Here is a 20201-nt window from a genome sequence, read left to right as displayed (position 1 = left end):
CCGGCTCAGCCGCCGGTGGCGGGGGACTTCTTGGCGGACTCGGGGATCTCGGCGTCGCTCCGGATCGCCTTCCACAGCTCGCCCGCCTGCGGCATCGCGGCCACCACTCGGTTGGGGTCGGTCCGGTCGTAGGCGACCGGCAGCATGATGGTCTCCATGTTGGCCGGGTCGACCCCGTTGAGGCTGCGGCCGAACTCCGCCAGCTTGGTCAGCGAGGCGAGCTGGGAGTCGGTGGTGAGCGCGGCGGTCAGCTTGTCGGCGATCGTGTACGCCTTCGTGGGGCTGCCCATCAGGTCCTGCTTCTTCACCTCGCTGAGCAGGGCGAGCATGAACTGCTGCTGGAGGCCGATGCGTCCGAGGTCGCTGCCGTCGCCTATGCCGTGCCGGGTGCGGACGAACTGGAGGGACTGGGTGCCGTCGAGGCGGTGGGTGCCCGCCGTCAGGTTCAGGCCGCTGGAGGAGTCGTGGATGTCCTGCGGGACGTTCACCGTGACCCCGCCGATCGCGTCGACCAGGCCCTTGAAGCCGGCGAAGTCGATCTCCATGTAGTGGTCCATGCGGACGCCGGACATCTGCTCGACGGTCTTCACCACACAGGCCGGACCGACCTGGGAGTAGATGGAGTTGAACATCACGCGGTTCGCTCCGGGCACCTTGGTGCCGTCGGCCTTCGTGCACTCGGGCCGGGTCACCAGGGTGTCGCGGGGGATGCTCACCGCGACGGCCCTGGTGCGGCCCTCCGGTATGTGCATCACCAGCGCGGTGTCGGAGCGGGCGCCGGAGACGTGGCCGGTGTGGAGCGCGGCGTTGGCGCCGTCCCGCGAATCGGAGCCCAGGATCAGGAGGTTCTGCCCCGAGGTGGGCAGCTTCGGCGGCCGGTCGTCACCGATGGCCTTGTCGAGATCGACGCCCTTGATGTTGCCGTCCAGACCGCTGTAGAGCCAGTAGCCGGTGCCGCCCGCGGCGATCAGCAGGACCAGCAGCGTCAGCAGCAGGATGCGTCCGCGGCGCTTCTTGGGGCGAGGTGACTTCCGGTCACCCGGCGGCGCCTGGGCAGGGCGGGGCTCGGTGGCATACGTCATGGTGGGGCGGTTCCTCTCCGGACAGGCTCCGCGAAGGCGGAGTCGCAGGGCCCGGTGGGGGGAGGCCGGCCCAGTGATCTTTTGTGAAGCGGTAGGGGAGAACTATAAGCAACTCGTGTCGGTCATTTGGGGGCAGAGGAGCGTCCGCGACCGGGCACGGATGGGGCAAACCTCGTCTTGACCTTGGTTAAGATTCACATAAGATGTGTTGAAAGTGTGAGCAGTGATGGTCGAGAGTTCGCCTCATGTTCGCAGATCCGTGGGGTAGGAGCATGAGTTGGCGGATCGTCCGCGTCTGAGCATCGTGGTTCCCTTTCAGGACGTGGAGGTCTACCTCACCGAATGCCTGGAGTCGATCGCGCGCCAGTCCTTCCGTGACTTCGAGGTGATCCTCGTCGACGACGGCTCCACCGACCGTTCGGCGTGGATCGCCGCCGGCTTCTGTGCGGCCGACCCCCGCTTCCGGCTGGTCCGCCAGCACTCGCACGGGCCGGGTCACGCTCGCAACACCGGTCTGCGCTCCATGCATCCGCGCGGTGAGTTCCTGGCCTTCGTCGACGGCGACGACGTGATACCCGAGTACGCCTACGAACTGCTGGTGCGCACCCTGGAGGAGTCCGGTTCGGACTTCGTCTCGGGCAACGTGCAGATGATGAACTCCACCAAGAAGTGGCAGTCCCCGCTGCACCGTTCCCCCATGCAGAAGTCCCGACGCGGCACCCACATCACGAAGTTCGACGCGCTCATCTACGACCGCACCGTGTGGAACAAGGTGTTCCGCCGCGGCTTCTGGGACGACCAGCGCATCACGTTCCCCGAGGGCGTCATGTACGAGGACTCCTGGGTCAACATGTACGCGCACTTCCGTGCCGCCAAGGTGGACGTCGTCAACGACATCGTCTACTTCTGGCGCCGCCGCGACGGCGGGGCGGCCCCGTCCATCACCCAGCGGTACACCGAACTCTCCAACCTGCACGACCGCGTGACCGCCGTGATGGCGGTCAGCCGCTTCCTCACCGACGAGCGGTCCATGGCCGGCAAGGACAGCAAGCGCAAGTACGACACCGCCTGCCTCAAGTCCGACCTGATGCTGCACCTGAAGATGCTCCCGGACGCGGACGAGGAGTATCAGCAGGCGTTCATGACGTGGGCCAACTGGTTCCTCGACCAGGCCGACCCGGCCATCATCGACGAACTGCCCGCCGAGGCACGCATCAAGTGGCTCCTGGTGCGCGACTGGCGGCTGCCCGAACTGCTCGAGGTGGTCCAGTTCGAGCGCAAGGGCGGCCCGCTCCCCGTCCAGCGCCGCTTCCGCCGCTATCTGAAGTACCCCTTCCTCGGGGACCGGGAGGTCGGCCTCGACAAGAAGGCGTACCGCCTGGACCAGGAGTTCTCCCTCGCCGGGTCGCTGAGCGCGGCGCAGTGGAACCCCGACGGCGACGAGCTGAACCTCACCGGCACCGCCTACGTCCGCTTCCTGAACGTCCACAAGAAGCACATGTCGGTCAAGGCCATCGCGCTGCGCAACAAGAAGCAGGGCCGCATGGTCGTCACCCCGGCCCGCACGACGTACGCACCGCAGGCCACCGAACACTCCAAGCAGAATCGTTACTGCTACGACTGGGCGGGTTTCGAGACCCGTATCGACACCTCCCGGCTGAAGAGCAAGGGGGAGTGGGTGGAGGGCACCTGGGACGTGGCCGCCGGTGTGCTCAGCCGGGGTCTGTTCCGCTACCGGGGCATCAGCCGCGGAAGCGTGGGAACGGGCGCCAATCCGCCCTATCGGTATGTCGACAAGAACACCCGGGTGCTGCCCGTCTTCCTCCAGGGCAAGCTCAAGCTGCGCGTCGAGGTCGTGCGCTGCCGCATCACCAACCACCGGATAGCGGGCGACCAGCTCGAACTGCGCGGCGTCTATCTCGGCCCGACGGTGCCGGAGTGGGGAAAGCTCCGGGTCGCCAGCATGAACGGCGCCGGACGTCACGACGCGTGGGCCCACTTCACCCCCGGCGGTGAGGGCTGGAGCAGCTTCACCGTCCGCCTGCCGCTGCGAGTGCTGGTACCCGGCTCCCGCGCCGATGTGGCCGCCGGTCAGGAAGCGCCCCAGTCCTGGAACATGGGCAGCAACGGCTGGAAGACCACCTTCCACGTCGAGGGCCGCAAGATGACCATCTATCCGGTGATGGCCGAGGACACCCCCGACGGCCACTACCGCATGCCCGCCGCGCTCCAGACTCCGGAGGGCGACCGGGAGATCGTCGTCCACCGCAACGGCTCCGGCTACCTCGTCCTCTTCGAGCGCGCCACGCTGCCCACCGTCACCCACGCCGCCTGGCGCCCCGACGGCGCGCTGGAGATCGCCGGCCGGTACGGCGCCGCCGACCGGCTCTCGGCCCAGGAGTACCGCGACGCCCACCTGGTGGTGCGCTCCCGCGCCCACGGGGCCGAACGCGCCGTCCCGCTGACCTGGGACGGCAAGCGGTTCAGCGCCGTTCTCACCCCCGCCGCGATGCGGACCCTGGCCGGGGACATCCCCCTCGCCGCCGGGCGCTGGGACTTCTTCCTGCGCCGTCAGGACCCGTCGACGGTGGCCCGTGAGGACCGGCTCGAAGACCTGATGTGCAAGATCGAGCAGGACCTCATCGGCGACTTCCCGCAGGACCGCGAGGAGAACGAGCGCCGCTACGAGCTCCAGGCCGAGGCGTACGACCGTCTCTCCCTGCTGGTGCACTCCGCGATGCCCGACCACGCCCGCGGGCCCTACCGGCAGAAGCTGCTGCGCACCAAGGAGTACCCCGCGGCCCGCCGGAAGCCGGTGCGCCCCGCGATCCTCTTCGACGCGTTCAAGGGCACCCAGTACTCCGACAGCCCGCGCGCCCTGCACGAGGAACTGGTGCGCCGGCACTCCGACTTGGAGCATCTCTTCGTCGTCCGGGACGACCAGGTCCAGGTGCCGCCCACGGCGACACCGGTCCGCATGTGGTCGCCGGAGTGGTACGAGGCCCTGGCCACCAGCCGGTACGTCGTGGCCAACAACCACCTGCCCGACTGGTTCCAGAAGCGGGACGGCCAGGTCGTCGTCCAGACCTGGCACGGCACGCCGCTGAAGAAGATCGGCCACGACATCGAGGCCATCCACTTCGCCGACCAGAGCTACCTGGAGCGCGTGGCGAAGGAGGTGCTGCACTGGGACATGCTGGTCTCGCCCAACAGCTTCTCCACCCCGATCCTCCAGCGCGCCTTCGGCTTCGAGGGCGAGATGGTGGAGTGCGGCTACCCGCGCAACGACGTGCTGCGCAGGTCCGGCACCGAGGGCCGGCAGGAGGAGATCCGCCGCAGGATCGGCCTGCCCGAGGGCAAGCGGGTCGTCATGTACGCCCCGACCTGGCGCGACGACCAGTTCTACGCGCCCGGCAAGTACAAGCTCGACTTCCGGGTCGATCTCGCGGACGCCCGCGCGCGGCTCGGCGACGACCACGTACTCCTCGTCCGCCGCCACCCCAACGTGGTGGACCCGGTACCGGGCGCCGGGGACGGCTTCGTCTTCGACGTCTCCGACTACCCCGACATGGCCGACCTGTCGCTGATCACCGACGTGATGATCACCGACTATTCGTCCCTGATGTTCGACTACGTCAACACGGGGCGCCCCATCCTGTTCTTCACCTACGACCTGGACCACTACCGGGACACCCTGCGCGGCTTCTACTTCGACTTCGAGCAGAGCGCCCCCGGCCCCCTGCTGCGCACCTCGGAGGAACTGGTCGGCGCCATCCGGGACATCGACCGCATCCAGGAGAGCTACGCCGACCGGTACCGCCGCTTCCAGCGCGACTTCTGCGATCTGGACGACGGCTACGCGGCGGCCCGCCTCGCCGACCGCATGCTGATCGCGGGCGGCGACCTGGCACCCGCGCAGGCATGGGCCCCGGCGGTGGGCACGGTGGCCGCACGCCCCACCGGACGCCCCGTCGCGTCCTTCGGGACCGGTCAGGCGACCGAGAACCTGATGAACGCGATCCCGGCCCCCGTCCCCGCCGCGTTCGTCGGCCGTGCCGACGCGTCGACGGTGCTTCCGGGGCAGAGCCGGGTGACCGAGGACGTGGGTGTGTGAGCACGTCGTCACCGCCCACGGCCGCATGAGCGCGCCCTCGCCGAATCCCTCCGGTGCGGATTTCTCAGCCGGTGCGTACGCGCATCAGCAGCGCGGAATGGTCCGAGGCGGTCAGGTCCCGGACCGTGCACCGCGTCCGCTCCAGCCCGGTGAACAGGTAGTCCAGCTTGTGCCCCGAGGCATGGGTGGGCCGGCCCGCCCGCGAGGCGGCCGACGTCTGGGCGCACTCCCGCTGGACGGTGTACGGCCCGGCCGGCCAGACCCAGGAAGCGGGGTTGCGGGGGCCCGGCGGAGACACGTTCAGATCGCCGCCGTACACCGTGCGCCGCGAGGGCACCGCCGCGGCCAGCGCCTTCAACTGGTCGTCCCGGAAATCCCAGCCGGGGTGCGCCGTATCACTGTGCGCCGGGCTCAGATGGGCGTCGCACACCCGTATGCCGGGCGCCTCCACGGTGGCGCAGAGGATGCCACGGGCCACGCCCACCGCGGGCTGCTGCGCGGGCACCGAGGTGACGGAGGCCAGCGGATACCCGGCGAGGATCGCGTAACCGGCCTCGCCCCCGGCCGCCTCGGCGCAGCGCACGGGCGTGGTGCGGCCGGCGGCGTCGCGCGCGAGGTACGGCCGGAACGCCGTGTGCCAGGAAGTGCCCAGGGACCGGCGGACCGCGGCCACATCACCCGCGCACGCCTCCTGGAGCAGGACCACACGGGCCCCGGAGTCCGTGACGAGTCCGGTGAGCGCTCGCTGTTTCCGTTCCGGGCTTCCGGTCCCGGCACAGTGCCACTGCCGGACACCGCACATGTTCCAGGTCGCCACGGTGAGCGTCCGGGGAGCGGGGGAGCGCAGCGGGTGCAGCGTCAGTGCCGCCGTCACCCCGGCAGCGACAGCGGCCACGGCTGCCGTCACGGCCACGCGACGCCGTCTGCCGTGCCGTTGCCGAGGGGGCCGTCGTCGGGCCGCGAGCGAGAACACCCCGGCATCATCACCGGCCGACCCGCCGGACACCAAAAACCGTGCCCCGCGCACAGCCAGCCATCCGATCGAAGTGGAACCGCATCATGTCTGAAGCCCCGGCCAAGCGCCGTCAGGTGATCAAGGGGATCGACGCGTCGGGCCCGTACCCGGTCGAGTACCGGTTCGCGCACGCCCCGAACGCCGAGCGGCATCTCGTGATCGTCCTCGCCGGTCTGGACGACCCGGACGGCTACGGCTGGGCGGCCGGCGGGATGGACGACCTCCCGGCGAACATCCTTTGGGTGCGGGATCGGTTCGGCGGCGGCAGCGCCTCCTACCTGTGCCGGGGTATGGACTTCGGGGTCGAGAAGTCCGTGGCCGAGGTCGTCGCGCGGGTGACGGAATCGCTCGGGCTGCACCGGGCCGAGGTCACGCTGTGGGGCAACGGCCGTGGCGGCAGCGCGGCCCTCCACCTCGGGCTGAAACACGGTTACGGCAACATCGTCGCCGTCGACCCGGAATTCGCGCTCGGTTCGACCGCGCGGGAGCGGCGCCCGGCCGTGGCCCGGCACGTGCTGGGTGAGCCGCCGGCCGACGACGACGTCCGCGCCCTCGATGCCCTCCTGCCCGACCTGCTGGCCTCCGGAGTGAATCCACAGGCGCACCTCTACGTCGTCCTCCCGCCGGACGACGAGCCGGAAGCCGACCGCGAGCGGTGCCTCGGACTGCTGCGCCGGTACCGGAACGCCGACCTCGTCCCCGAGACATTCCCCCTGCTGAACCTCGCCCATATGCTCGTCGCGGGCCTCGTCCCCCGCCTGACCGCCGCTCCCCGGCCCGAGGGACCGCCGCCCTCCGGCCTGCCCGGCATCGGCAGCTACCTCAAGTCCACGTCCGTGGTGCAGGGTTCGTTCGCCGCGCCGGTCGTGCTCTCACCCGGCCCTGACGACCTGCTGGCGGCCACCGGTGTGCGCCTCGTCGGCCGGGCGCCCGGAGCGGTCCGGGTCAGCCTGTGGGAGAACGGCGTGTACCTGGCGTCGGCGCCCGTGACGGAGGACGGCGACTGGAGCTGGACGCGTCCGACGTGGACGCCGGGCGAGCACAACGTACGCCTCTTCGCCGTCGACGCGTACGGCTATCAGTCCCAGCGCACCGAAGCTCAGTTCACCGTGTCCGACCACCTCACGCCGGGAGCCGTTCCCGCGGGGCCCGGCGCGGCCACGCCGGTCGTGCAGCGGCCGGAGCCCTACCTCCAAGTGCCCGGAGCGGGGGTCGGGTTCACCGGTTTCGCCACCGGCGCGGCCCGGATCGGCTTCCGGGAGAACGGGGCCGTCCTCGGGGAGTGCGCGGTCGCTCCCGACGGAGCCTGGTCCTGGGCACCGGAAGGCCCGTGGACCGGAGGACCGCACACCGTCGAAGTCTTCTCCATCGGCGCCGCCGACACCGAGTCCCGGCCCGTCGCCGTCACCTTCGCCGCCACCGCATCCTGAGCCCCGACCGCAGCACACCACAGAGCGGAACCCCTCACATGTCCCCAGCAGCACCCGCCGGGCGCAAGCAGCACACCGGCATCGAGTCCTCCGGGACCTTCCCGGTCGAGTACCGGTTCACGCCCGCCACCAAGGGCAACCGGCACCTCGTCGTCGTCTTCGCCAACTTCGCCGCGCCCCAGGACTACGGCTGGTCCAACGGGGTCTTCGACAAGCTGCGCGCCAACATCCTCTGGATACGCGACAAGTTCGACGACAACCGCAGCTACTACCTGTGCAGGGGCATGGACTTCTCGCTGGAGCGGTCCGTCCTCGGGCTGATCTCCAACGTCATGCGTGCCCTCGACCTCACCCCCGACTCCGTGACGCTGTGGGGGAGTTCCAAGGGCGGCAGCGCGGCCCTGCACTTCGGTCTGAAGTACGGCTTCCGCAACATCGTCGCCATCGCCCCCCAGTTCGCCATCGGCACCTACGTCCGGGACGTCCACCCCGGCGTCGCCCGGTTCATGCTCGGTGAGGACGTGCCGGAGGAGAACGTGCGGGCCCTGGACGCCGTGATCCCCGACCTGCTGCGCGCCGGCGCGAACCACACGGCCAACATCTACGTCGTGTCCGCCGCCCAGGACGACCAGTACCCCACCCAGATCGAGCCCTACCTGGGCCTGCTCCGGAACTACCCCAATTTCAACCTGGTCTTCAGCGACTCCCCCCACATCGCCGACCACACCCAGGTCGCGGGGCGCAACGTCCCGCTCCTGATGGGCCTCGCCAACTTCCTCATCGACGGCATCGCCCCGCGCCTGGGCCTGGTGCGCAACGGGTTCGAGGAACCCGACCGCGACACCTCGGTGCTCACCTCCTACCTCTCCGCGACCGCGATGGTGCGCGGCGCTGAGTTTCCGCCGCCCGTGGTGCTGGCCCCCTCCCCGGACGAGCAACTGCACCAGGACACCGTCCGCTTCAGCGGCCACGCCCCCGGTGCGACGCGGGTGAGTGTCTGGGAGCACGGCAAGTACATCGGCCAGTGCGACGTGGCGCCCGACGGAAGCTGGTCCTGGGAACTGGGACGGGCCTGGAGCCTGGGCAAGCACCCGGTGAAGCTCTACGCGGTCGATTCCTACGGCTACCAGTCGAAGCGGATCGAGCTGACGTTCACCGCCGTCGGCGGCGCTGCCCCGGCGCGCGCCCCCAAGCCGGTGGTGGACAGCGGGCCCCCGCTGGCGACGACGGGACCGGGAGCGGCCGCGCCGATGGTGCTGGAGCCCATCGCCCATGAGCAGGTCATGGACGCGCACGTGATCTTCACCGGCCTGGCGACGGGCGCGGCGCGCGTCGGGTTCCGGTTGAACGGCATGCCGCTGGGCGTCACGGAGGTCGCCCAGGACGGTGGCTGGACCTGGGACGCGGGCTGGGCGTGGGACGCGGGCACCCATGTCGTCGATGTCGTCGCCATGAACCCGGCCGGAGTCGAGTCCCCGGCGACCACGGTCCCCTTCACCGTCATGCCCACCGCGGCACCCGCCGCCTACTACGGCGGAACCTACTGACCGCCCGCGCAGAGAGGCACAAAGGAAGGAGGGCCCCCGCGCCGCGGCGCCGGAGCCCTCCTTCGTACAGGCAGACGGTGTTACGCGGGCACGCTCGCCACACCCTGCTCCAGGAACCGCTTGCCGTTCACCCGCTCGGAGACGCCCTCGCGGTCCAGGTACGGCGTGATGCCGCCCAGGTGGAAGGGCCAGCCGGCGCCGGTGATCAGGCAGAGGTCGATGTCCTGGGCCTCGGCGACGACGCCCTCGTCCAGCATGAGGCCGATCTCCTGGGCCACGGCGTCCAGGACGCGGTCGCGGACCTGCTCCTCGGTGAGGACGGAGTCGCCCTGCTTGAGCAGCGCGGCGACCTCGGGGTCCAGCTCCGGCTTGCCGCTGTCGTAGACGTAGAAGCCGCGCTTGCCGGCCTCGACGACCGCCTTCAGGTTCGGGGAGACCGTGAAGCGGTCCGGGAAGGCCCGGTTGAGGGTCTCCGAGACGTGCAGGCCGATCGCCGGGCCGACCAGCTCCAGCAGCACCAGCGGGGACATCGGCAGGCCGAGCGGCTCGATGGCCTTCTCCGCGACCTCGACCGGGGTGCCCTCGTCGATGACGTTCTGGATCTCGCCCATGAAGCGGGTCAGGATGCGGTTGACGACGAACGCCGGGGCGTCCTTCACCAGCACCGCGGTCTTCTTCAGCTTCTTGGCCACGCCGAACGCCGTCGCCAGCGAGGCGTCGTCGGTCTGCTCGCCGCGCACGATCTCCAGCAGCGGCAGGATCGCGACCGGGTTGAAGAAGTGGAAGCCGACGACCCGCTCGGGGTGCTTCAGCTTCGACGCCATCTCCGACACCGACAGCGAGGAGGTGTTGGTGGCGAGGATCGCGTGCGCCGGGGCGACCGCCTCGACCTCCGCGAACACCTTCTGCTTGACGCCCATCTCCTCGAAGACCGCTTCGATGACGAAGTCCGCGTCCGCGAAGCCCTCGGCCTTGTCCAGCACACCGGTGACCAGCGCCTTGAGGCGGTTGGCCTTGTCCTGGTTGATCCGGCCCTTGCCGAGCAGCTTGTCGATCTCGGCGTGGACGTAAGCAACACCCTTGTCGACGCGCTCCTGGTCGATGTCGGTCAGCACGACCGGCACCTCCAGGCGACGCAGGAAGAGCAGCGCGAGCTGGGAGGCCATCAGACCGGCGCCGACGACACCGACCTTGGTGACCGGACGCGCCAGCGACTTGTCGGGGGCGCCGGCCGGACGCTTGCCGCGCTTCTGCACCAGGTTGAACGCGTAGATGCCGGACCGCAGTTCGCCACCCATGATCAGGTCCGCGAGGGCCTGGTCCTCGGCGTCGAAGCCCTTCTGCAGGTCGCCGTCCTTGGCGCCCTCGATGATCTCCAGCGCGCGGTAGGCGGCCGGGGCCGCGCCGTGCACCTTGGAGTCCGCGACGAAGCGGCCCTTCGCGACGGCCTGGTCCCACGCCTCGCCCCGGTCGATCGCTGGACGCTCGACGGTGAGGTCGCCCTTGAGGACCTGCGCGGTCCACAGCAGCGACTGCTCCAGGAAGTCGGCACCCTCGAACAGCGCGTCGGCGATGCCGAGTTCGAAGACCTGCTTGCCCTTGAGCTGGCGGTTCTGGTTGAGGCTGTTCTCGATGATGACCTGGACGGCCTTCTCCGGGCCGATCAGGTTCGGCAGCAGGGCGCAGCCGCCCCAGCCGGGCACCAGGCCGAGGAAGACCTCGGGCAGCGAGAACGCCGGGATCGCCTTGGAGACGGTCCGGTAGGAGCAGTGCAGGCCGACCTCGACGCCGCCGCCCATCGCCGCGCCGTTGTAGTAGGCGAAGGTCGGGACCGCGAGACCGGAGAGGCGCTTGAAGACCTCGTGGCCGCCCTTGCCGATGGCGAGCGCGTCCTCGTGCCGCTTCAGCAGCTCGACACCCTTGAGGTCGGCGCCGACCGCGAAGATGAAGGGCTTGCCGGTGACTCCGACGCCGACGATCTCACCGTCGGCCGCCTCCTTCTCGACCTGGTCGATCGCGGCGTTGAGGTTCGCCAGCGAGGCCGGGCCGAAGGTGGTCGGCTTGGTGTGGTCGAAGCCGTTGTCCAGCGTGATCAGCGCGAACTTGCCCGCGTTGAAGGGCAGTTCGAAGTGCCGTACGTGGGCCTGGGTGACGACCTCGCCGGGGAACAGCTCGGCAGCACCCTTCAGCAGCTCGGTGGTGTTGCTCACTTGTCCCCCTCGAAGTTCGGGTTCTCCCAGATGACCGTCGCGCCCATGCCGAAGCCGACGCACATGGTGGTCAGGCCGTAGCGGACGTCCGGGTTCTCCTCGAACTGGCGGGCGAGCTGGGTCATCAGCCGCACACCGGAGGAGGCCAGCGGGTGGCCGTACGCGATGGCGCCGCCGTACTGGTTGACGCGGCTGTCGTCGTCGGCGATGCCGTAGTGCTCCAGGAAGGCGAGGACCTGGACGGCGAACGCCTCGTTGATCTCGAACAGGCCGATGTCGGAGATCGACAGGCCGGCCTGGGCGAGGGCCTTCTCGGTGGCCGGGATCGGGCCGTAGCCCATCACCTCGGGCTCCACGCCGGCGAAGGCGTAGGAGACCAGGCGCATCTTGACCGGCAGGCCGTTCTCGCGGGCGAAGTCCTCGGACGCGATGAGGGAGGCGGTGGCGCCGTCGTTCAGACCGGCCGCGTTGCCCGCGGTGACCCGGCCGTGCACACGGAACGGCGTCTTGAGGCCGCTCAGGTTCTCCAGCGTGGTGCCGGGGCGCATCGGCTCGTCGGCGGTGACCAGGCCCCAGCCCGTCTCGCCGGCCTCCTCATTGGTGCGGCGCACCGAGATCGGCACCAGGTCCTGCTGGATCTTGCCGTTGGCGTACGCCTTGGCGGCCTTCTCCTGCGAGCGGACCGCGTACTCGTCGGCGCGCCGCTTGGTGATGGCCGGGTAGCGGTCGTGCAGGTTCTCGGCGGTCATGCCCATGAACAGCGCCGACTCGTCGACCAGCTTCTCGGAGACGAAGCGCGGGTTGGGGTCCACGCCCTCGCCCATCGGGTGGCGGCCCATGTGCTCGACACCGCCCGCGATGGCGACGTCGTACGCGCCGAAGGCGACCGAGCCGGACACCGAGGTCACGGCGGTCAGCGCGCCCGCGCACATGCGGTCGATGGAGTAGCCGGGCACCGACTGCGGCAGGCCCGCGAGGATGCCCGCGGTACGGCCGAGGGTCAGGCCCTGGTCACCGATCTGGGTGGTCGCGGCGATGGCGACCTCGTCGATCTTCTTCGGGTCCAGACCGGGGTTGCGGCGCAGCAGCTCCCGGATCGCCTTCACGACGAGGTCGTCGGCGCGAGTCTCGTGATAGATGCCCTTCGGGCCCGCCTTGCCGAACGGGGTGCGGACGCCGTCGACGAAGACGACGTCCCTGACGGTACGAGGCACGATGGCTCTCCTCCAGGGTGCGGGACGCTGAGCGCTTGCTCAACCCCATGCTACTTATGAGTAACGTAGCTGCACAGTCCCACCCCGGCTAGCGGTGAACGTCACACCTCGGCCCCGCCCGGCCGGACGGATTGTGGCGTGAAATCGCCTATTCGGGCGTGGCCGACAGCACCGCGACCAACACCGGGGTCACCTGCTCCACCTGCCAGGCCCGCGCGCCGTGGCCGGTGAGGGCGGCGGCGACGGTCCGCTCGTCGGCCGGCACCGGGGGCTCCCAGCAGATCCGGCGCACGGTGTCGGGGGAGATCAGGTTCTCCTGCGGCATCTCCAGCCGCTCGGCCAGCGCCGACACCCCGGCGCGGGCGGCCGACAGCCGGGCCGCGGCGGCCGGGTCCTTGTCCGACCAGGCGCGGGGCGGCGGCGGGCCGGTCACCTGCTGGCTCTGCTGCGGCAGCGCCGACTCCGGCAGCGCCTTCGCCCGGTCGACCGCCGCCTGCCACTGCTCCAGCTGACGGCGGCCCACACGATGGCCGAAACCGTTCAGCGCGGCCAGCGCGTGCACATTGGCCGGCACCGCGAGCGCGGCCTCCACGATCGCCGCGTCACCGAGCACCTTGCCGGGCGAGACGTCCCGGCGCTGCGCGATCCGGTCCCGCGTCTCCCACAGCTCCTTGACCACGGCGAGCTGCCGCCGCCTGCGCACCTTGTGCATCCCGGAGGTACGGCGCCACGGGTCCTTGCGCGGCTCGGCGGGCGGGGCGGCCGCGATGGCGGCGAACTCCTCCAGCGCCCACTCCAGCTTGCCCTGCCGCTCCAGCTCCTTCTCCAGGGCGTCGCGCAGGTCGACCAGCAGCTCCACGTCGAGCGCGGCGTAGCGCAGCCACGGCTCGGGCAGCGGGCGGGTGGACCAGTCGACGGCGGAATGGCCCTTCTCCAGCACGAAGCCGAGCACGTTCTCCACCATCGCGCCGAGACCGACGCGGGGGAATCCGGCGAGCCGCCCGGCCAGCTCGGTGTCGAACAGGCTGGTGGGCACCATGCCTATCTCCCGCAGGCACGGAAGATCCTGGGTGGCGGCGTGCAGTACCCACTCCACGCCGGACAGCGCGGCGCCCAGGGCGGAGAGGTCGGGGCAGGCGACGGGGTCGATCAGCGCGGAGCCCGCGCCCTCGCGCCGCAGCTGCACCAGATAGGCCCGCTGGCCGTACCGGTAACCGGAAGCGCGTTCGGCGTCCACGGCCACCGGGCCGGTGCCGGCCGCGAACGCGGCGACGACCTCGGCGAGCGCGGCGGCGTCCGCGACGACCGGCGGAATCCCCTCACGGGGTTCGAGCAGGGGGGTGGGCGCCGCCGCCTCAGCAGGCCCCGCGTCGGGGGGCGTGCCCCCGTTGATGCGCCGGGAACTGTCTGCTGCGGTCTCTTGGGCGTCCGTCACATGCCAAGGGTATCCGCATGCCCGCGCCGCTGGCCTGCACGTTCGACCGACATCCCCGCTGACCGGCCAAAACGCGCCGCGCGCGGGCGCACACCGTGCGCCGTACGGCGCACCCCGCCCGGCGCGCACGCCGGTGCCCGCCGACGGAACGTTCCGCCGACGGGCACCGGGGGTCAGGAGGGCGTGGGTGGGGGCCGGAAGAGAGGGTTAGTGGATGATCCCGGTGCGCAGGGCCACCGCGACCATGCCGGCGCGGTCGCCCGTGCCGAGCTTGCGCGCGATGCGGGCCAGGTGGCTCTTGACGGTCAGCGCGGACAGGCCCATGGAGACGCCGATCGCCTTGTTGGACTGGCCCTCCGCGACGAGGCGGAGCACCTCGACCTCGCGGCCGGACAGTTCGCGGTAGCCGCCGGGGTGGCTCGGGGCGCCCGGCGGACGCCGGTGCCCCATTCGGGCCGCGGCGGAGCCGATGGGGGCGGCGCCGGGGCGGGTAGGCAGGCCGATGTTGGTACGGGTGCCGGTGACGACGTAGCCCTTCACGCCCCCGGCGAGGGCGTTGCGGACGGCGCCGATGTCGTCGGCGGCGGACAGGGCGAGGCCGTTGGGCCAGCCCGCGGCACGGGTCTCGGACAGCAGGGTGAGGCCGGAACCGTCGGGCAGGTGGACGTCTGCGACACAGATGTCGCGCGGGTTGCCGATGCGGGGACGAGCCTCCGCGACGGACGAGGCCTCGATCACGTCGCGCACACCGAGGGCCCACAGATGGCGGGTGACGGTGGAACGGACGCGGGGGTCGGCCACGACCACCATGGCGGTCGGCTTGTTCGGGCGGTAGGCGACCAGGCTTGCGGGCTGCTCGAGGAGAACGGACACCAGGCCTCCTGGGTGGGGGGACGGGGCCGGCTTGTGGGGAAGAAGCCGGGGGGAACCGTGCTTTCAAGGTCACAGTCGTCTTCGGCAGCAAACCCGTCCGCCTTTAGAGAATGATCACGATCTAGTGAGTCACAATCTGTGCAATTCGGACACGCGATCGATCATCCGAAGATCGAATCGGCTCCGGGGTGAGGCGATTCGAGTACGGAAAGTGGCCGTATCGACAAAGTGATGGTTCGGGAAGTGATCACAAAACAGCGCCCCGCCGATCTTGGCGGGGCGCTGAGAAGATGATCAGCCTGGGGGCGCTAGCGGGACTGCGGACCCCTGCGCTGCGGCAGGGTCACCACCGAGCCGTCGCCCGGCGCGGCCGGGGGCAGGCCGCCGACCTGGGCCAGCAGATCGCACCACGAGGCGAGGTGCGCGGCGGTGTCCGGAACGCCGCCCAGCCCTTCGAGCGGTGTCCAGGAGGCGCGGATCTCGATCTGCGAGGCGGCCGGCCGCTCCGACAGCCCGCCGAAGTAGTGGGAGCTGGCGCGGGTGACCGTGCCGCTCGGCTCGCCGTAGGTCAGCCCGCGCGACTGGAGCGCGCCGGTCAGCCAGGACCAGCACACCTCCGGCAGCAGCGGGTCGGCCGCCATCTCGGGCTCCAGCTCCGCCCGTACCAGCGTCACCAGGCGGAAGGTGCCGTGCCAGGCGTCGTGGCCGGCCGGGTCGTGCAGCAGCACCAGCCGGCCGTCGGCCAGCTCCTGCTCGCCGTCGAGCACGACGGCCTCCAGCGCGTACGCGTACGGCGCCAGCCGCTGCGGGGCGGGCGTCGGCTCCACCTCCACCTGCGGCCGCAGCCGCGCGTTCCGCAGCGCCTCCACCGCGCTGCCGAAGGCAGGGGGGACCTCTGGCACCCCGGCTCCTCTCTGCTTCGCCTGCGTGTCCTTCACGTCGTCCATTCCGCCGGTGCCGTCCGACGATCGTCCCTGAGCCGCAGCCATGCGGGGAAGAGTAAGGGGAAGCGGGCCTTCGTGCAGGGCATGACACCCCCCGAGGGCGGCGGCACTTCTCGTCGGCGGGCCGTGGGAGACTTGCCGACGTGAGTGCCAACGCGATCCCCACGGGCCAGCAGCCGACAGCGACGTACGACAGCGCCTTCCTCAAGGCGTGCAGGCGTGAGCCCGTGCCGCACACCCCGGTGTGGTTCATGCGTCAGGCCGGCCGGTCCCTGCCGGAGTACCGCAAGGTGCGCGAGGGCATTCCGATGCTGGAGTCCTGCACGCGGCCCGAGCTGGTCACCGAGATCACGCTGCAGCCGGTGCGCCGGCACGACGTGGACGCGGCGGTCTTCTACAGCGACATCGTCGTCCCGCTCAAGGCCATCGGTATCGACCTCGACATCAAGCCCGGCGTCGGCCCGGTCGTCGCCGAGCCGGTGCGCACCCGCGCCGACCTCGCCCGGCTGCGCGACCTCACCCCGGAGGACGTGTCCTACGTCACCGAGGCGGTCCGCATGCTCACCGGTGAGCTGGGGTCCACCCCGCTGATCGGCTTCGCGGGCGCTCCCTTCACCCTGGCCAGCTACCTGGTCGAGGGCGGCCCCTCGCGCACGTACGAGAACGCCAAGGCGATGATGTACGGCGACCCCGAGCTGTGGGCCGACCTGCTGGACCGCCTCGCGGACATCACGGCCGCGTTCCTGAAGGTGCAGATCGAGGCCGGTGCCTCGGCGGTGCAGCTCTTCGACTCCTGGGCGGGCGCGCTGGCCCCCGCCGACTACCGCGCCTCGGTGATGCCGGCCTCCGCGAAGGTCTTCGACGCCGTCGCGGGTTACGGCGTGCCGCGCATCCACTTCGGCGTCGGCACCGGTGAGCTGCTGAAGCTCATGGGCGACGCGGGCGCGGACGTCGTCGGCGTCGACTGGCGGGTCCCGCTGGACGAGGCCGCGCGCCGGGTCGGACCCGGCAAGGCGCTCCAGGGCAACCTCGACCCGACGGTGCTGTTCACCGACCGCAAGACGGTGGAGGCCAAGGCGCAGGAGGTGCTGGACGCGGCCGCCGGTCTGGAGGGGCACGTCTTCAACCTCGGCCACGGCGTCATGCCGAACATCGAGCCGGACGCGCTGACCCACCTGGTCGACTACGTCCACACCGCGAGCGCCCGCTGACCTCGTCCGCTCACCACGCCTGACGGTGCCGGGCCCGCCTGCCGAACAGCAGGCTGCCCGGCTCCGGCGGGGGCGGGGTGCCGGCCTTCAGCGGCCAGGCGAGCAGCATGCCGGCCACGAAGCCGACGACGTGCGCCGCGTACGCCACCGTGCCGGAGCCGGCCTCGACGCCGCGCCCCGAGGAGTACACGGCCTGGAGGCCGAACCAGAAGCCCAGCACGATCCAGGCGGGCAGCCTCAGCGGCAGGAAGATCAGGAACGGGACCAGTACCCACACCCTGGCCTTCGGATACAGCACCAAGTAGGCGCCGAGCACCCCCGCGATCGCGCCGGACGCGCCGATCAGCGGGTCACCGGAGTCGGCGTTCAGCAGGGCGAAGCCGTAGCTCGCCGCGTAGCCGCAGACGAGGTAGAACAGCGCGAAGCGGACGTGGCCCATGCGGTCCTCGACGTTGTTGCCGAAGATCAGCAGGAACAGCATGTTGCCCAGCAGGTGCAGCCAGCCCCCGTGCAGGAACATCGCCGTGACGACCGACAGCGCCGGCGACTTGTCGTACCCCGGCACCCCCATCACACACCCCGGCCCGGCCTCCCCGGTCCCCACCTGCCCGGTCGGCACCAGCCGGGGCAGCTGACCATGGATCATCTCCCGCGGGATCGCCGCGTAATGATCCATGAACGCGTGCAACTGACACAGCTGCGCCACATGGCTCTCCCCGCTCGCCGCCCCGGCCGCACCGGGCGTCAGCAGGAACACCAGCACACTGGCGGCGATGAGCGCGTACGTCACATACGGCGTGCGACGCGCGGGATTGACGTCATGGACGGGTATGACCACACAGGATTAGTGCCCCGGCGACACCATGTGAATCCGTGAACGGCACTGCCCGGTACCTTGCCGTCATGTGCATCTCGACCGGCGCTGCCGACTTCTCGGGGACGATCGTGTACTGCGGGCGGCGGGAGCACCCCGAACACGGCCTGATCCATGTGCTCGGCTACCAGAACACCGCGGTGAACCTGGCGGAGGGGCCGAACGCCATGGTGCTGCACCTGCCCGTCGCCGGGCGGCTCACGGAGCGGCACTTCCTCTCCGCCGGACGCAGCGCGGACGTGCTGCGACGGATGGTCGACGCGGTCGAGACCGCCGCCGTCCGGGACGAGGGGATCGCGTGGATGGGCGCGGAGGCGGAGGCCGTTCAGGTCTTCGAGCACGACGTGTACACAGTCCTGCTCGCGGACGACCCGACGGCGCTGCCGGCCGTGCTGGGCCGGGTGCCCGCGCATCGGCGGCCGCGGCTGGACCCGGAGTTGCTGCGGTTCTACGCCGAGCACTTTCCCCATCACACCTTCGCCGTCTGCTGTTTCGACAACGCCGACGCGCGGCGGGCCAAGCCGTTGCTGCTCTGGTACCCGCCTCTTGATCCGGACCGGCTGACCGCGCCCGCCCTGGACTGTCACACCGGTGGGGCACCGGACCCGGACGCGGACGTGCTGGTGGATCACTGGGTGCTGTTCTCCAGTGATCAGGCACCCGACGGGTGGGGGGTGCCCGTCGAGTACCCGGCGGACATGCGGCACCGGCTGCGGGCGTTTCTGCCCGGTGCCGTGGTGGGGCGGAAGTACGGGGACGGGCCGGCACTGCCCAACGGGGACTTCTCCATCGGACACCAGGACTTGCTCGACGGGGGCCTCGACCGCGTCGAGCGGGTGCGGCCGGGTCGGCGCTAGCTGGTCTCGCGGACCTTGCGTACCGCCTTGCGGGCCGCTACGAGGACCGGGTCCCAGACGGGGGAGAAGGGTGGGGCGTAGCCGAGGTCGAGGGCGGTCATCTGTTCCACCGTCATGGCGGCGGTCAGGGCTACCGCTGCGATGTCGACGCGTTTGCCGGCGCCCTCGCCGCCGATGATCTGGACGCCGAGGAGGCGGCCGGTGTTGCGTTCGGCGATCATCTTGACGGTCATGGGGGAGGCGTCGGGGTAGTAGCCGGCGCGGCTGGTCGACTCGATGACGACCGCCTCGTACTGGAGGCCGGCCCGGCGGGCGTCGCGTTCGCGCAGGCCGGTGCGGGCGATCTCCAGCTCGCAGACCTTGCTGACGGCGGTGCCGACGACACCGGGGAAGGTGGCGTAACCGCCGCCCACGTTGGTGCCGATGACCTGCCCGTGCTTGTTGGCGTGCGTGCCGAGCGGGATGTACTGCTCCTGCCCGGAGACCAGGTTCAGCACCTCCACGCAGTCACCGCCCGCCCAGATGTCCGTATGGCCGCGCACCCGCATGGCGAGGTCGGTGAGGAGTCCGCCGTGCGCGCCCAGCGGGAGCCCCGCCTCGCGGGCGAGGCCGGTCACCGGCTCCACGCCGATGCCCATGACGACCACGTCGGCCGGATACTCCGCGTCCTTGGTGACGACCGCCCGCACCCGGCCGTCCTCGCCGGTGCGCAGGCCGGTCACCTCGGTGTCGTCGACCATGGTGATCCCCATGCCCTCCATGGCCCGCCGCACCAGCCGGCCCATGTCGGGATCGAGCGTCGCCGTCGGCTCCGCGCCCCGGTTGACCACCGTCACCTCGAAGCCCCGCCGGAGCAGTGCCTCGGCCATCTCCACACCGATGTAGCCCGCGCCGACGACCACCGCGCGCCGGCCCTCGGTACGGGTCAGCGTGTCGATCAGCGACTGCCCGTCGTCCAGGGTCTGCACCCCGTGCACCCCGGCCGCGTCCGCCCCCGGCATGTCCGGCCGGATCGGCCGCGCCCCGGTGGCGATGACCAGCTTGTCGTACGAGGTCCAGTACTCGTTGCCGGACTCCAGGTCGTGCGCCCGCACCCGGCGCCCGGCCACGTCGATCTCCGTCACCTCCGTGCGCAGCCGGAGGTCGATGTGCCGCTCCCGGTGCTCCTCCGGGGTACGCGCGACGAGCTGGTCGCGGTCCTCGACGGCGCCGCCCACCCAGTAGGGGATGCCGCACGCCGAGTACGAGGTGAAGTGGGTGCGTTCGAACGCCACGATCTCCAGCTCGTCCGGTTTCCGCAGCCGGCGGGCCTGCGACGCCGCGGCCATTCCCGCGGCGTCGCCGCCGATCACGACCAGCCGCTCGGGCCCCTCACGCTTGTCCATGGGAACAAGC

14 protein-coding genes are annotated in these 20201 nt (G+C 70.8%); 5 read left to right on the top strand and 9 right to left on the bottom strand.

Annotated elements, in window-relative coordinates:
• Positions 1-5: 5 nt before the first annotated feature.
• On the bottom strand, positions 6-1082 hold the full coding sequence (locus E5083_RS15785; protein ID WP_135786324.1) for an LCP family protein: 1077 nt from the start codon (positions 1080-1082) through the stop codon (positions 6-8).
• Between the two features lie 277 nt (positions 1083-1359).
• On the opposite strand from E5083_RS15785, the gene E5083_RS15780 reads away from it, so the two are divergent.
• Positions 1360-5196, top strand: coding sequence for a bifunctional glycosyltransferase/CDP-glycerol:glycerophosphate glycerophosphotransferase (locus E5083_RS15780; protein ID WP_135786323.1), 3837 nt, complete (start codon positions 1360-1362; stop codon positions 5194-5196).
• 64 nt (positions 5197-5260) lie between these two features.
• Here E5083_RS15780 and E5083_RS15775 read toward each other — a convergent pair whose 3' ends face one another.
• Positions 5261-6091, bottom strand: coding sequence for an endonuclease/exonuclease/phosphatase family protein (locus tag E5083_RS15775; RefSeq protein ID WP_244317513.1), 831 nt, complete (start codon positions 6089-6091; stop codon positions 5261-5263).
• Between the two features lie 164 nt (positions 6092-6255).
• Here E5083_RS15775 and E5083_RS15770 point away from each other — a divergent pair, with 164 nt between their 5' ends.
• Together E5083_RS15770 and E5083_RS15765 are read left to right on the top strand one after the other, a co-directional pair.
• Positions 6256-7641 (top strand): Ig-like domain-containing protein, encoded by a 1386-nt coding sequence (locus E5083_RS15770; protein ID WP_135786322.1) that lies wholly within the window; start codon positions 6256-6258, stop codon positions 7639-7641.
• Positions 7642-7679: 38 nt separating this feature from the next.
• Positions 7680-9188 carry a hypothetical protein gene (locus E5083_RS15765; RefSeq protein ID WP_135786321.1) on the top strand — a complete coding sequence of 503 codons (1509 nt, stop codon included), beginning with the start codon at positions 7680-7682 and terminating at the stop codon, positions 9186-9188.
• Between the two features lie 80 nt (positions 9189-9268).
• Here E5083_RS15765 and E5083_RS15760 read toward each other — a convergent pair whose 3' ends face one another.
• The 5 genes from E5083_RS15760 to E5083_RS15740 all read right to left on the bottom strand — a co-directional run bounded on the left by E5083_RS15760 (position 9269) and on the right by E5083_RS15740 (position 15909).
• Positions 9269-11398 carry a 3-hydroxyacyl-CoA dehydrogenase NAD-binding domain-containing protein gene (locus E5083_RS15760; protein WP_135786320.1) on the bottom strand — a complete coding sequence of 710 codons (2130 nt, stop codon included), beginning with the start codon at positions 11396-11398 and terminating at the stop codon, positions 9269-9271.
• Entirely contained in the window at positions 11395-12612 is a 1218-nt protein-coding gene (locus tag E5083_RS15755) for a thiolase family protein (RefSeq protein ID WP_135786319.1), read from the bottom strand. The genes E5083_RS15760 and E5083_RS15755 overlap by 4 nt, the downstream gene beginning before the upstream one ends.
• A gap of 148 nt (positions 12613-12760) precedes the next feature.
• Positions 12761-14047 (bottom strand): HRDC domain-containing protein, encoded by a 1287-nt coding sequence (locus E5083_RS15750; protein ID WP_135786318.1) that lies wholly within the window; start codon positions 14045-14047, stop codon positions 12761-12763.
• 207 nt (positions 14048-14254) lie between these two features.
• On the bottom strand, positions 14255-14920 hold the full coding sequence (locus E5083_RS15745) for a response regulator transcription factor (RefSeq protein WP_031181634.1): 666 nt from the start codon (positions 14918-14920) through the stop codon (positions 14255-14257).
• 308 nt (positions 14921-15228) lie between these two features.
• Positions 15229-15909, bottom strand: coding sequence for a DUF3000 domain-containing protein (locus E5083_RS15740; protein ID WP_135786317.1), 681 nt, complete (start codon positions 15907-15909; stop codon positions 15229-15231).
• A gap of 98 nt (positions 15910-16007) precedes the next feature.
• On the opposite strand from E5083_RS15740, the gene hemE reads away from it, so the two are divergent.
• Entirely contained in the window at positions 16008-17075 is a 1068-nt protein-coding gene (gene hemE / locus E5083_RS15735; protein WP_135786316.1) for a uroporphyrinogen decarboxylase, read from the top strand.
• Between the two features lie 10 nt (positions 17076-17085).
• On the opposite strand, the gene E5083_RS15730 is transcribed toward hemE, so the two are convergent.
• Positions 17086-17913, bottom strand: coding sequence for a rhomboid family intramembrane serine protease (locus tag E5083_RS15730; RefSeq protein WP_135786315.1), 828 nt, complete (start codon positions 17911-17913; stop codon positions 17086-17088).
• A gap of 65 nt (positions 17914-17978) precedes the next feature.
• Here E5083_RS15730 and E5083_RS15725 point away from each other — a divergent pair, with 65 nt between their 5' ends.
• Entirely contained in the window at positions 17979-18806 is an 828-nt protein-coding gene (locus E5083_RS15725) for a hypothetical protein (protein ID WP_135786314.1), read from the top strand.
• Here the strand turns inward: E5083_RS15725 and E5083_RS15720 are convergent.
• Positions 18803-20191, bottom strand: coding sequence for an FAD-dependent oxidoreductase (locus E5083_RS15720; protein WP_135786313.1), 1389 nt, complete (start codon positions 20189-20191; stop codon positions 18803-18805). The two genes, E5083_RS15725 and E5083_RS15720, sit on opposite strands and share 4 nt — an antisense overlap.
• Positions 20192-20201: the final 10 nt, after the last annotated feature.

It is taken from the genome of Streptomyces bauhiniae (assembly GCF_004784475.1).
Classification (GTDB): Bacteria; Actinomycetota; Actinomycetes; order Streptomycetales; family Streptomycetaceae; genus Streptomyces; species Streptomyces seoulensis.
The sequence above is the reverse complement of the archived record's forward strand: the minus strand, read 5'-3'. Positions and strand labels throughout refer to the sequence as shown.

Bases quoted from the DNA above. Each gene is read 5' to 3' on its own strand.
- E5083_RS15785 (WP_135786324.1), bottom strand. From the start codon at position 1,082: ATGACGTATGCCACCGAGCCCCGCCCTGCCCAGGCGCCGCCGGGTGAC.
- E5083_RS15770 (WP_135786322.1), top strand. From the start codon at position 6,256: ATGTCTGAAGCCCCGGCCAAGCGCCGTCAGGTGATCAAGGGGATCGAC.
- E5083_RS15765 (WP_135786321.1), top strand. From the start codon at position 7,680: ATGTCCCCAGCAGCACCCGCCGGGCGCAAGCAGCACACCGGCATCGAG.
- E5083_RS15740 (WP_135786317.1), bottom strand. From the start codon at position 15,909: ATGGCTGCGGCTCAGGGACGATCGTCGGACGGCACCGGCGGAATGGAC.
- E5083_RS15725 (WP_135786314.1), top strand. From the start codon at position 17,979: ATGTGCATCTCGACCGGCGCTGCCGACTTCTCGGGGACGATCGTGTAC.
- E5083_RS15720 (WP_135786313.1), bottom strand. From the start codon at position 20,191: ATGGACAAGCGTGAGGGGCCCGAGCGGCTGGTCGTGATCGGCGGCGAC.